This window comes from Paraburkholderia sp. J8-2 (assembly GCF_905220195.1).
Lineage (GTDB): Bacteria > Pseudomonadota > Gammaproteobacteria > Burkholderiales > Burkholderiaceae > Paraburkholderia.
This window is the reverse complement of record NZ_CAJMZA010000005.1, coordinates 1-12,064: the sequence shown is the minus strand read 5'-3', so window position 1 is coordinate 12,064 and position 12,064 is coordinate 1. Positions and strand designations below refer to the sequence as shown.

The window sequence follows — 12,064 nt, the reverse complement described above, 5'->3', positions numbered from 1 at the left end:
CGCGTGCAAGCGCGTCGTCCGGTATTTAAAGCGGAGGATCGATGGGGCGGCGTGGAGAGGTTGCCGGCGCGACCACGCCCATCGAAACAATATACTTGAGCGCGGCGTCGACGGTCATGTCCAGCTCGACCACCTCGCTCTTTGGCACCATCAGGAAGAAGCCCGACGTGGGATTCGGCGTAGTCGGGACATACACGCTCACATGATCTTCCTGCAGGTGGTTGACCACGTCGCCGCCGGGAATGCCGGTGAGAAACGCGATCGTCCACGAACCCTTGCGCGGGTACTCGATCAGGAGCGCCTTGCGAAATGCGTTGCCGTTGCTCGAAAGCAGTGTATCGGAAACCTGCTGGATGCTGCCGTACAGCGGTCCGATGATCGGAATGCGGCGCACCAGCGCGTTCCACCACTCCACCAGCTTCTGGCCGATGAAGTTGTGCGTGAGCAGACCGACTCCGAAGATGAACGCGAGCGTGAGCACCGCGCCGAGACCCGGCAGGCGCACGCCGAACACGCGCTCCGGCCGCCACGATTCGGGCAGCAGCAGCAGCGTCTGATCCATCGTGCCGATGACGAGGTTCAGCACCCACAGCGTGATGGCCAACGGCACCAGCACCAGCAGGCCGGTCAGGAATACCGATTTGAACGTCGCTTTCTTGATCGTCATGTACACCGCCAAACGCGCCGCGCACGGCTAATGGGCTGCCAGCGCGGCTTCGGCGCGGCGCGTATTCCCGGGAATGCAGGAATCGCGCCGCAGGTTTTCAGGTCGAGGCTGCCGGGCTGGGCGTGCTCGCCGGGGTGCTCGCCGGGGTGCTCGCTTGTGTGCTCGCAGCGGGCGCGGCTGCGCTCGCTTCGCTGGAACCACTTGCGGCGCCCTCGCCGGCCGGCTTGCTGCCTTCCGACGACGCGTTTTCCTTCGCGCCGGTCGCCGCAGCGCTCTTGGCGCCGTTACCGCCGCGGAAATCGGTGACGTACCAGCCCGAACCCTTCAGCTGGAAGCCCGCCGCGGTGACCTGCTTGCGAAATGTGTCCGCGCCGCAGCTCGGGCACTGCGTCAGGGGCGCATCGCTCATCTTTTGGAGCACGTCCTTGTCGAAGCCGCACGACTCGCAGCGATAAGCGTAGATCGGCATGATCTCTATCCTGATGAAAATCTGATAATTGCTTGCAAAGCCTTGAATTATAGCCGCAAACCAGGACCGCCCCTGGCATTTACCGGGGTTGGGTGCCCAGCGGGGAGGGTCGAAAGGATTGCAGCCGCCTCAATTCACATGAGGGCAGCTTGCGTGCACATCAAGAGCGCACGCGGCAATGCAAGGCGGCGAGCGCGTCGCGCGCCCGCCTGACACCGCTCAAACGTGCGACGGCGCGGCGTCGTTGCGACGCCACACGAGCCAGCGCTCGCGCCCGGCGAACACGGGCAGCGAGTCGGCCACGGGCTGATCGTCGGCGAGCGTGAAGTACGGCGTGAGCAAGGCGTCGAGTTCGTCGCGCGCGATGGCGAACGGCGGCCCCTTGGGCGTTTCGCCGATGAAGAAGTAGCCCGCCAGCAGCGCGCCGGGCTGCAACAGCTGGGCCATGCGCACGGCGTAGCTCGCGCGCAGCGCCTTGGGCAGCGCACACAGGAAAGCGCGCTCGAACACCCAGGCTGGCGTGAACGGCGGCGTGTAGGCATAGAAGTCCGCCTCCTCGACGACGCCGGCGTACTGCCCCAGCGCCGCGCGCGCGCTCGCGACCGCAGCGGGCGCGAAGTCGATGGCGCGCACCGTGCGCCCGCGCTCGGCGAGCCAGCGCGCCTCCCAGGCGTTGCCGCAGCCCGGAATCAGCACCGCGGCATCAGGATGCGCGGTGGCGAAGGCTTCGAACTGGCGTTGCACGCCCGCCTGGTCCCACGGCGTGAAACCGCGCTCGAAGCGCTCGTCCCAGAACGAGGGCGACGCCGGGTCGCGGGTTTCGAATTCGGGCACGTCGTCCGGTTGCGGCGGCAGGGTCGGGTCGCTCATCGTCTCACTCCTGGTTCTCGTGGTGCGTCAGCCGCCGTACGCGAACGCGAGCCACACGCGCGCCGCCACCATGCCCACGCCCACGGCCACGCCGAACACGAGCAGGCCCTGCAGCAGGCGGTTCGTGCGGCGTTGCTCGGCGAGCATCGCGCGGATGGTCTCGTCGCTGGCGAAACCGTGCGGCTCCTGGCGGTGCAGCAGCACCTGGTGCACAAGACGCGGCAATTGCGGCAGCGTCTTGCTCCATTGCGGCGCCTCGATCTTGAAGCGCTCGTACCAGCCGCGCAAGCCGATCTGCTCGGTCATCCAGCGCTCGAGATAAGGCTTCGCCGTTTTCCAGAGATCGAGTTCGGGATCGAGCGACCGCCCAAGGCCTTCGACGTTGAGCATGGTCTTTTGCAGCAGCACGAGCTGCGGCTGGATTTCCACGTTGAAACGCCGCGAGGTCTGGAACAGACGCAGCAGCACCTGGCCAAGCGAAATGTCCTTCAACGCACGGTCGAAATACGGTTCGCACACGGCGCGAATCGCGCTTTCCAGCTCTTCCACGCGCGTATTGGGTGGCACCCACCCCGACTCGATATGCAGCGTCGCCACGCGGTGATAGTCGCGCTTGAAGAACGCGAGAAAGTTCTGCGCGAGGTAGTTCTTGTCGAAGTCCGACAGCGCGCCGACGATGCCGAAATCGAGCGCGATATAGCGGCCGAAATGCGTGGGATCGAGGCTCACCTGGATGTTGCCGGGGTGCATGTCGGCGTGAAAGAAGCCGTCGCGGAACACCTGCGTGAAGAAGATCTCCACGCCCTCGCGCGCGAGCTTCGGAATGTCCACGCCGGCTGCGCGCAGCTTGTCCACCTGGCTGATCGGCACGCCGACCATGCGCTCCATCACGAGCACATTGGCCGTGCTGAATTCCCAGTACATTTCCGGCACGAGCAGCAAGTCGAGGCCCGCGAAATTGCGGCGCAACTGGCTGCCGTTGGCGGCCTCGCGCATGAGGTCGAGCTCGTCGTGCAGGTACTTGTCGAATTCGGCCACCACTTCGCGCGGCTTCAGGCGCTTGCCGTCGGCCCACAGGCGCTCGGCCCACACGGCGATGTCGCGCAGGAGCGCGAGGTCCGAATCGATCACCGGACGCATGTTCGGGCGCAGCACCTTCACCGCCACCGGCTTGCCCGCGTGCTGGCCGGACTTCACCTTGGCGAAGTGCACCTGCGCGATCGACGCGCTCGCCACCGGCACGCGTTCGAACTCGTCGAAAATCGCATCGACGGGCGCACCCAGCGACTTCTCGATCAGGCCGATCGCCACGTTCGAATCGAACGGCGGCACCTGGTCCTGCAGCTTTGCAAGCTCGTTGGCGATATCGGGCGGCAGCAGGTCGCGGCGCGTGGACAGCACCTGGCCGAATTTCACGAAGATCGGGCCGAGGCTTTCGAGTGCGAGACGCAGGCGCAAGCCGGGCGGATCGTCGAAACGACGGCCGATCGTGGTGATGCGCAGGAGCAGCGCCACGCGCCGGTCGTTAATCCGGCTCAACATCATCTCGTCCAGGCCGAAGCGGATGACGGTGAAGATAATCTTGAGAAAACGCAGAAAACGCATGTCTGGGGGGCCTGTTGACTAGCGCGAGCCGTGCGGGGCAGCGCTCTCGCTCCCGCCGCCGGCCTGTGATTTTTGTTCGATTCGCTCGATGCGCTTTTCCACGCGCGCCAGCGCATCGCGAGCGCGCGACAGGTCTTCGTTGAAGCCGTCGAGCTCGGCGCGCCGCACGAGCTGCGGATTTTCGTCGAGCAGATATTCCGTGACCGAGCCAAGCACGTTGCGGCCGGTGCGCAGTGCCTGCTCACCCGCGGCGCGCGCGAGCGTGGCGATGCGTGAAGCCGGCGCGTCACCAATCAGCTTCGCGAGGTCCTCTTCGGGCTCCCAGCGCAGATGCTCGGCGAGCTTGCCGATGACCTGCGCGAACTCGGCATCGCCCTCGATCTTGACGTGCTTCATGACGGCCGCCTGGCCGCCCTGCACGAACGACGAGAGCGCACCCGCGGGCAGCGAAAGCGTCACGTCGACATCGCCGGCATCGTGATCCTCGACCGCGCCCAGATAGCCGTCCGGCTGCACGAGCAGCGTGAGCACGACAGGCGGGCAGGTGAGGCGCGCCGTCTTGCCCGCATACGGGGCGAGGCGCTCGCGTGCCCACGTTTCACGGGCGAGCAGGTGATTGACGGCAGCAGCGAAGGGCTTGGCGGCAAGAGTCATCGGCATGGAATAAGAAAACCCGCACGGGCACAAGCCCGGGCGGGTTCCCATTGTAACGTTCGAGCCGTCGGATCGCGCCGCCACCCTGCCCTCGCCAACGAGGCACAACGGCTGGCTGGCGCAGCGCTGCGTGATCTTTATCAAATCACGAAGCGCACACGAAGCGCACTACGTCCTTGCAAACTCAGTGAGTTTCGACCTGCTGGATACCCGCGAGCAGCCAGCCTTCACCCGACGTGCGCGACTTCGAGAGATTCCACACCTCCGCAAACGGCACGGCGGGCGCCCCCATGGTTTCGCGAATCAGGCCGGAGAAACGCACGCTCGCAAGGTATTCGTTGTCGCGCTCATCCACGCCGAGCAAGTCCGCGTTGAGTTGCACGACGTCGGTCTGGTTCGGCTGCGCGCCGCGGCCCGCGAGATCGACGCGGATCTCGGCAAACATCTCCGGCGTCGTGAATTCGCGGATGTCGTCCATGTTGCCGGCGTCCCAAGCGGCCTGCAGACGCACGAAGTAAACCTTCGCGTTGCGCACGAAGGCTTCGGTATCGAAGCCAGCCGGGACGGTGGGCGCCGTATCGGTGTGCGGGGTGCTGACCGGATTGGCCTCAGACGCGAGGTACTGCCCTGTGGGCGGCGCGCTGTAGCGCGGCTCCTGCGGCTGATACCCGCCCGACTGGTTCAGGCTGGCCGACGACCCGTACCCGCCACCGGTTTGGTACGCGGGCTCCGCGGCACGGCGTCGGCTCATGAACTTGCGGATCAGCCAGACGGCGATAAAGGCGATGATCGCGATCACGATCATGTTGGCCATCATGCCCGCGAACGCCTCGCCAAGACCGAAGTGCGAAAGCAGCGCGGCGATGCCGAGACCGGCCGCGAGACCCGCAATAGGCCCAAGCCAGCGGTTGCGCGCCGGCGCGGCCGCGGGCGTGGGAGCCGGCGTGGCGGGTGCGCGCTGGGCGCCGGCCTGCTGCGCGGAATTAGTGGGGCTCGTGGGGCTCGTGGGGCTGGGCTGGGCGGGCGGCGGCGTGGTGCTGCGCTGCGAGGCCACCGACGACTGCTTGCCGAAACTGCGGCCGCCACCCATGCGGCGAGCCTCGGCGTCGAACGACGCGAGACTGCCGGCAATCATCACGCCGGCGAGGGCCAGAACACCGATTCGTCTGGCCCACGATGATGAAAGCTTTTTGGAAGCATCGATTCTGGGCTCAGACATAACGGAAATTCCTTTAAAGACAGTGATTTGGAAACACTAATACTTTGTGCCGACGTGTAAGGCTACCACGCCAGCTGACAAATTGTAATATTTGACGGCGTCGAGGCCGACTTGTTCCATCATCGTCTTGAGTGTTTCCTGATCGGGGTGCATGCGGATCGATTCCGCGAGGTACTGGTAGCTGTCCGCGTCCTGGGCAAAGCGGCGGCCAAGCCACGGCAGCACCTTGAACGAATACACGTCGTACGCCTTCTTGAGCGGCTCCCAGACCTTTGAGAACTCGAGCACGAGCACGCGGCCGCCCGGCTTGAGCACGCGGCGCATCTCGGCCAGCGCGGCGTCCTTGTGCGTCATGTTGCGCAGCCCGAAAGCCACGGTCACCACGTCGAAGTAGTTGTCCGGAAAGGGAATTTTCTCGGCGTCGCACAAAAGCGCCGGCGTGATCACGCCGTTGTCGATCAGGCGGTCGCGGCCCACGCGCAGCATCGACTCGTTGATGTCGGTGTGCCAGACCTCGCCCGTCGGGCCGGCTTTCTTCGCGAACGCCATGGAGAGGTCGCCGGTGCCGCCCGCAATGTCGAGCACCTTTGCGCCCGGCCGGATGTTCGCCTGGGCGATCGTGAACGCCTTCCACGCGCGGTGCAGCCCGCCCGACATCAGGTCGTTCATCAGGTCGTAGTTCGAGGCGACCGAGTGAAACACGCCGGCCACCTTCTTCGCCTTGTCCTGTTCGTCGACTGTCTGATAGCCGAAGTGGGTTTTGCTCATCGCGCTCGTCCTTTCGCGGAAGGGTGTTCTATTGAGGTGCTGCGCCGCGTCTGTCAGAGAAGCGGCGGGGCAGGATCGTAACAGGAAGCGTCAGTGGCAGTGGCCATGCGCGGCAGGGGGCGCCGCCATGGGTGCGTCACGTTCGACGCCCGCCGCCTTCAGTTTGGCGAAATATTCCGCCCAGAGTTCGTCCTGGCGCGTGGCAAGCTCGTAGAGCTGGTCCCACGAATAGATGCCGGTGTTGTGGCCGTCGGAAAACGTAGGCTGCAGCGCATAGTTGCCGACCCCTTCGAGCGCCGTGATCGTCACCTCGCGCTTGCCTGTTTGCAGCGTTTCCTGGCCGGGGCCATGTCCGCGCACTTCCGCCGAGGGCGAATACACGCGCATCAGCTCGAAAGGCACGCGGTAGCTCTCGCCGCTCGCATACTGGAGTTCGAGCACGCGCGAAAGCGCGTGCACCACGACGCCGGTTGGCACCGGCGTATCGGATTTCAGTCCACTCATGATCGTTCCTGCTGTTGGACGCCCACCGCCCGGCCTGGCTTGGCCCGGCCTTAAGCCTGCTCCATTTCCTGGCGCACCGCGTCGCGCAGCAGCGTTGCCTGTGCGCGGCGCTGGCCCAGCATCGCCTCGGACACCGTGCGCTGGCGCGGCGACCAGACGGACATGGGGAAATGGGCGTCGTTCGTGAAGCGCGGAATCACGTGCCAGTGCACGTGCGGCACCTGGTTGCCGAGGCTCGCCAGATTCACCTTCGAAGGCTGCATGACGCGGCGCAGCGCACGCTCGACGGCGTACACCGCGCGCATCAGATGTTCCCGGTCGGCCACGCCCAGGTCCGAGAATTCGGCGACGTGCGCATTCCAGATGACCCGGCAAAAGCCGGGATAGTCGGCCTCGGCAGTCGCGAGCACGACGCGCATGCGCTCGTCCTGCCACAGCACATCGCCGCCTTCCTCACTGCAGAATACGCATGTCATCGTCGTCCCCGAACCGGTTCACGGAAAATTGAGCGCTGCCATTAGACCAGCACGCGCTCGATTCCGCCATTGTTCGCGTTCTGAACGTAGTCCGCCATCCAGTTTTCGCCAAGTATGTGCCGGGCGATTTCCACCACGATGTAGTCGGCTTCGATGTTGGCGTCTTCGTTGTACCGCGACAGACCCTGGAGGCACGACGGGCAGCTCGTCAGAATCTTGACGTCCTGCGTCGTACCCTGCCCGCCCGCTTCCTGCGGCGTTGCCGGCTGCACTCCGTTCGCGCCGTTGCCCACGATCGGAATGCCGCGCAGCTTCGCCGCGCCCTTGCGGATTTCCTCTTCCTTGCGGAAACGCACCTGAGTCGAAATGTCCGGGCGCGTGACGGCCAGCGTGCCCGATTCGCCGCAGCAGCGATCGTTCTTCTCGATCTTGTAGCCGTCCTTTTCGGAACCCATCAGTTCATTGACGAGCTTGACCGGGTCGATCGTCTTGATCGGCGTGTGGCACGGGTCGTGGTACATGTAGCGCGTACCCGACACGCCATCGAGCTTGATGCCCTTCTCCAGCAGGAATTCGTGGATGTCGATGATGCGGCATCCCGGGAAAATCTTGTCGAATTCATAACCGGCCAGCTGGTCGTAGCACGTGCCGCACGACACCACCACCGTCTTGATGTCGAGGTAGTTGAGCGTATTCGCCACGCGGTGGAACAGCACGCGGTTGTCGGTGACGATCTTCTCGGCCTTGTCGTACTGGCCCGAGCCGCGCTGCGGATAGCCGCAGCACAGATAGCCCGGCGGCAGCACAGTCTGCACGCCCGCTTCCCAGAGCATGGCTTGCGTGGCGAGCCCCACTTGCGAGAACAGGCGCTCCGAGCCGCAGCCGGGGAAGTAGAACACCGCTTCCGAATCGACGCTCGTCGTCTTCGGGTTGCGGATGATCGGCACGATCTTGTTGTCTTCGATGTCGAGCAGCGCGCGCGCCGTCTTCTTCGGCAGGTTGCCCGGCATCTTCTTGTTGACGAAGTGGATCACCTGCTCGACCACGGCCGGCTTGCCCGTGGATGCGGGCGGATGTGCCGTCTGCTTCTTCACGAACTTCTTCAGCACGTCGTTGCCGAGGCGCTGCGCCTTGTAGCCCACGCCCATCATCGCAGTGCGCGCGAGATTGATGGTCTGCGGGTTCGTGGCGTTCAGGAAGAACATGCCCGCCGCGTTGCCCGCGTTGAACTTCTTCTTGCCCATCTTGCGCAGCAGGTTGCGCATGTTCATCGTCACGTCGCCGAAGTCGATCTTGACCGGGCACGGCGTCACGCACTTGTGGCAGACCGTACAGTGGTCGGCCACGTCGTTGAACTCGTCCCAGTGCTTGATCGACACGCCACGGCGCGTCTGCTCTTCGTACAGGAACGCCTCGACCAGCAAGGAGGTCGCGAGAATCTTGTTGCGCGGGCTGTAGAGCAGGTTCGCGCGCGGCACGTGGGTCGCGCACACCGGCTTGCATTTGCCGCAGCGCAGACAGTCCTTCACCGAATCGGCAATCGCGCCAATGTCGGACTGCTTCATGATGAGCGACTCATAGCCCATCAGGCCGAACGACGGCGTGTAGGCGTTGCGCAGGTCGGCGCCTTCGAGCAGCTTGCCCGCGTTGAAGCGGCCTTGCGGGTCGACGCGCTGCTTGTAGGCGCGGAACTCGGCGATCTCGTCATCGGTCAGGAATTCGAGCTTCGTGATGCCGATGCCGTGCTCGCCCGAAATCACGCCGTCGAGCGAACGCGCGAGCTTCATGATGCGCGCCACCGCGTGGTGCGCGTCCTGCAGCATCTCGTAGTTGTCCGAGTTGACCGGCAGGTTCGTGTGCACGTTGCCGTCGCCGGCGTGCATGTGCAGCGCCACGAACACGCGGCCGCGCAGCACCTTCTTGTGGATCGCCTGAGTCTCGTCGAGGATCGGCTTGAATTCGCCGCCGTTGAAGATCTTGCGCAGTTCCGCGCGGATCTCCTGCTTCCACGAGATGCGCACCGTGCGGTCCTGGGTCACGTGGAAGACATTGGCGTCCGGCTGCGCATCCACGCGGTCGGCGAACTTTTCCGCGAGCGCCTCATAGCCCAGTTGCACGAGGTAGTGCTGCGCCTCGCGCAGCGACAGGTCGAGCTTCTCGCCCACGAAGGTCCAGCGCTCGCGCACGCGCTTGAGCAAGTCGAGCGCCTGCTGCACGCGGTCTTCGAGCAGTTCCGCGGAGGGAATCTCGTTTGCGTCGTCCGTCTTGCCGAGCGGCAGCTTGCCTGCCTTGAAGAACGCTTCGAGCGCGTCGACCAGCTGCAGCTTGTTCTTGATCGACAGCTCGATGTTGATGCGCTCGATGCCGTCCGTGTACTCGCCCATGCGGTTGAGCGGAATCACGACGTCTTCGTTGATCTTGAACGCGTTGGTGTGCTTGGCAATTGCGGCCGTGCGGCTGCGGTCGAGCCAGAAGCGCTTGCGCGCCTCGGCGGACACCGCGACGAAGCCTTCGCCGCTCTTGCCGTTGGCCATGCGGATGACTTCCGAGGTCGCGGCGGCCACGGCATCGGCGTCGTCGCCGACGATATCGCCGATCAGCACCATCTTCGGAAACGCGTTGCGCTTGCTCTTGGTCGCGTAGCCCACGGCGCGCAGATAGCGCTCGTCGAGGTGCTCGAGGCCCGCGAGAATCGCACCGCCCTGCTTCGACGTTTCGAACAGGTAGTCCTTGATCTCGACGATGCTCGGAATCGCCTCGCGCGCCTGGCCAAAGAACTCCAGGCACACCGTGCGCGTATGCGCCGGCATCTTGTGCAGCACCCAGCGCGCGGACGTGATGAGCCCGTCGCAGCCTTCCTTCTGCACGCCCGGCAGGCCGGCCAGGAATTTATCGGTGACGTCCTTGCCGAGGCCTTCCTTGCGGAAGCGCTTGCCTTCGATATCGAGCGACTCGGTGCGCAAGAGCTTTTCGCCCGGCGCGTATTCGCCGTCGAACCACTTCAGCTCGAAGCGCGCCACGGCGATGTCGTGGATCTTGCCCATGTTGTGGTCAAGACGCGTGACTTCGAGCCAGTTGCCTTCCGGGTCGACCATGCGCCACCAGGCGAGATTGTCGAGCGCCGTGCCCCACAGCACGGCCTTCTTGCCGCCCGCGTTCATCGCGACGTTGCCGCCGATGCACGACGCATCGAGCGAGGTCGGGTCCACGGCAAACACGAAGCCCGCGGCGTCGGCGGCCTCCGTCACACGGCGCGTGACCACGCCCGCGCCCGAGAAAATGGTCGCGACCTTGCGGTCCACGCCCGGCAGGTCGGTCATCTCGACGGGCCCGAGCTGCTCGAGCTTCTCGGTGTTGATGACAGCCGAGAACGGCGTGAGCGGCACCGCGCCGCCCGTGTAGCCCGTGCCGCCTCCGCGCGGAATCACCGTGAGGCCGAGTTCGAAGCAGGCCTTGATGAGCCCGGCGATCTCGGCTTCGGTATCGGGCGTCAGGACGACGAATGGGTATTCCACGCGCCAGTCGGTCGCGTCGGTCACGTGCGAGACGCGCGAGAGGCCGTCGAAGCGGATGTTGTCCTTCTGCGTGCGCTTGCCGAGCACCTTGACGGCGCGGCGGCGCAAGTCGGCCATCTTCTCGAACTCGCCCGCGAAGGCGTCGATGGCGCGGCGCGTGGCGCTGACCAGCTTTTCCACGCGCGCGGCGCGCTCCACCCCTTCCTTGTCCGCATGCTCCTGCAGATCGGCGCGGCGGCGCTTTTCGATTTCGGCGAGGCGGTGGTTCAGCGCCTCGATCAGCAGCGCGCGGCGCTTCGGGTTGTCGAGCAGGTCGTCCTGCAGATACGGGTTGCGGCGCACGACCCAGATATCGCCCAGCACCTCGTAGAGCATGCGCGCCGAGCGGCCGGTGCGGCGCTCCGCGCGCAGTTCGGCGAGCGCGTTCCATGCGTCTTCGCCGAGCAGGCGGATGACGATTTCGCGGTCCGAAAAGGACGTGTAGTTATAGGGAATCTCGCGCAGGCGCGGTTCGATGTCGGCGGCCACGGCGGTGGCAGCGCCGTGAGGATCGAAAACTTGAGGTGCGTTCATGGTTGGACGACTCTTTGGGCCAGCCCCGCGCACGGCTCGCGGCCGCTGCGACGGATGCTGACGGGGCGCGTGGGGCGCTATTCTGAAATCGTGTCCGCCTGTGGCTGGCTGCGGACGAAAGGGGTGGGGAGGCACATGGCGGCAACGCTCACGCCGATGGTTCCCCGGCGCTCGGATTTAGCGACACGATCGTGCGTGGCGGGCATGCCGCTGCGCCGCCGGGCGGGTTACGCGCCGTGCGGGCATCAAATGGGCTGTCCGAAGTTGCCAGTGCATCATCCGATCCTTGTTTCGAAAACAGATTTTACCGCATGATCCGCGCCCGCGCTGACGCCGCGTGGGAACTTGGTGAACACATAACATTCACTTGCGTTGACGGGTGGTTCACGCTGGATTGCACGCGCTTTGACGATGATTTGCCTTCCGGCCGGTCGGCGAATCGCGCCGGTGCGTCGAGTGACAGCCGCCAGCCCGCGCCGGTATGCCCGCGCCGGTATGCCCGCGCTGGTACGCCCCCGCCGCCAGAGCGGAAGCCGTTGGCGCTATCATTTACGCTTTCCCGCCCTAAACCCGCGCCCGGCGCGTCCTCGCATGGCCTCCCACGACGATTACCTGAAGACAATCCTCACCGCCCGCGTCTACGACGTCGCCCGCGAGACCGAACTCGAGCGCGCCCCGAACCTCTCGGCCCGCCTGCGCAACGCCGTGTTCCTCAAGCGCGAGGACAACCAGCCAGTGTTCTCC

At 65.2% G+C, this 12,064-nt stretch carries 10 protein-coding genes and 1 pseudogene; 1 reads left to right on the top strand and 10 read right to left on the bottom strand.

Annotated elements, in window-relative coordinates:
* Positions 1 to 25 precede the first annotated feature (25 nt).
* From U5A52_RS13410 to U5A52_RS13365, 10 genes are all read right to left on the bottom strand, one after another.
* Complete coding sequence (locus tag U5A52_RS13410; RefSeq protein WP_110384393.1) at positions 26 to 667, bottom strand: DUF502 domain-containing protein; 642 nt, start codon at positions 665 to 667, stop codon at positions 26 to 28.
* A gap of 97 nt (positions 668 to 764) precedes the next feature.
* Positions 765 to 1,136 carry an FmdB family zinc ribbon protein gene (locus U5A52_RS13405; RefSeq protein WP_321913670.1) on the bottom strand — a complete coding sequence of 124 codons (372 nt, stop codon included), beginning with the start codon at positions 1,134 to 1,136 and terminating at the stop codon, positions 765 to 767.
* Between the two features lie 219 nt (positions 1,137 to 1,355).
* Positions 1,356 to 2,006 carry a methyltransferase domain-containing protein gene (locus U5A52_RS13400; RefSeq protein WP_321935005.1) on the bottom strand — a complete coding sequence of 217 codons (651 nt, stop codon included), beginning with the start codon at positions 2,004 to 2,006 and terminating at the stop codon, positions 1,356 to 1,358.
* 27 nt (positions 2,007 to 2,033) lie between these two features.
* On the bottom strand, positions 2,034 to 3,611 hold the full coding sequence (gene ubiB, locus U5A52_RS13395; RefSeq protein ID WP_321935004.1) for a ubiquinone biosynthesis regulatory protein kinase UbiB: 1,578 nt from the start codon (positions 3,609 to 3,611) through the stop codon (positions 2,034 to 2,036).
* Positions 3,612 to 3,629: 18 nt separating this feature from the next.
* Entirely contained in the window at positions 3,630 to 4,265 is a 636-nt protein-coding gene (locus U5A52_RS13390; RefSeq protein WP_321913823.1) for an SCP2 domain-containing protein, read from the bottom strand.
* Positions 4,266 to 4,449: 184 nt separating this feature from the next.
* A complete protein-coding gene (locus U5A52_RS13385) occupies positions 4,450 to 5,484 on the bottom strand; it encodes a Tim44 domain-containing protein (protein ID WP_321935003.1) in 1,035 nt (344 codons plus the stop codon).
* A 36-nt stretch (positions 5,485 to 5,520) separates the two neighbouring features.
* Positions 5,521 to 6,252 carry a bifunctional demethylmenaquinone methyltransferase/2-methoxy-6-polyprenyl-1,4-benzoquinol methylase UbiE gene (gene ubiE, locus U5A52_RS13380; protein ID WP_158758634.1) on the bottom strand — a complete coding sequence of 244 codons (732 nt, stop codon included), beginning with the start codon at positions 6,250 to 6,252 and terminating at the stop codon, positions 5,521 to 5,523.
* Positions 6,253 to 6,342: 90 nt separating this feature from the next.
* Positions 6,343 to 6,756, bottom strand: a complete 414-nt coding sequence (locus U5A52_RS13375; protein ID WP_321935002.1) for a DUF971 domain-containing protein — start codon at positions 6,754 to 6,756, stop codon at positions 6,343 to 6,345.
* Between the two features lie 50 nt (positions 6,757 to 6,806).
* Positions 6,807 to 7,232 (bottom strand): HIT family protein, encoded by a 426-nt coding sequence (locus U5A52_RS13370; RefSeq protein ID WP_321935001.1) that lies wholly within the window; start codon positions 7,230 to 7,232, stop codon positions 6,807 to 6,809.
* A 41-nt stretch (positions 7,233 to 7,273) separates the two neighbouring features.
* Positions 7,274 to 11,320: an FAD/FMN-binding oxidoreductase gene (locus U5A52_RS13365; protein WP_321935000.1), complete on the bottom strand. Its 4,047-nt coding sequence runs from the start codon at positions 11,318 to 11,320 to the stop codon at positions 7,274 to 7,276.
* A 411-nt stretch (positions 11,321 to 11,731) separates the two neighbouring features.
* Between U5A52_RS13365 and U5A52_RS43290 the strand changes: the two are divergent.
* A pseudogene (locus tag U5A52_RS43290) lies at positions 11,732 to 12,064 on the top strand (hypothetical protein); the annotation flags it as partial.

Excerpts from the sequence above, each read along its gene's own strand:
- U5A52_RS13365 (WP_321935000.1), bottom strand. The coding sequence starts at position 11,320 with ATGAACGCACCTCAAGTTTTCGATCCTCACGGCGCTGCCACCGCCGTG.
- U5A52_RS13370 (WP_321935001.1), bottom strand. The coding sequence starts at position 7,232 with ATGACATGCGTATTCTGCAGTGAGGAAGGCGGCGATGTGCTGTGGCAG.
- U5A52_RS13375 (WP_321935002.1), bottom strand. The coding sequence starts at position 6,756 with ATGAGTGGACTGAAATCCGATACGCCGGTGCCAACCGGCGTCGTGGTG.
- U5A52_RS13390 (WP_321913823.1), bottom strand. The coding sequence starts at position 4,265 with ATGACTCTTGCCGCCAAGCCCTTCGCTGCTGCCGTCAATCACCTGCTC.
- U5A52_RS13385 (WP_321935003.1), bottom strand. The coding sequence starts at position 5,484 with ATGTCTGAGCCCAGAATCGATGCTTCCAAAAAGCTTTCATCATCGTGG.
- U5A52_RS13400 (WP_321935005.1), bottom strand. The coding sequence starts at position 2,006 with ATGAGCGACCCGACCCTGCCGCCGCAACCGGACGACGTGCCCGAATTC.
- U5A52_RS13405 (WP_321913670.1), bottom strand. The coding sequence starts at position 1,136 with ATGCCGATCTACGCTTATCGCTGCGAGTCGTGCGGCTTCGACAAGGAC.
- U5A52_RS13410 (WP_110384393.1), bottom strand. The coding sequence starts at position 667 with ATGACGATCAAGAAAGCGACGTTCAAATCGGTATTCCTGACCGGCCTG.
- ubiB (WP_321935004.1), bottom strand. The coding sequence starts at position 3,611 with ATGCGTTTTCTGCGTTTTCTCAAGATTATCTTCACCGTCATCCGCTTC.
- ubiE (WP_158758634.1), bottom strand. The coding sequence starts at position 6,252 with ATGAGCAAAACCCACTTCGGCTATCAGACAGTCGACGAACAGGACAAG.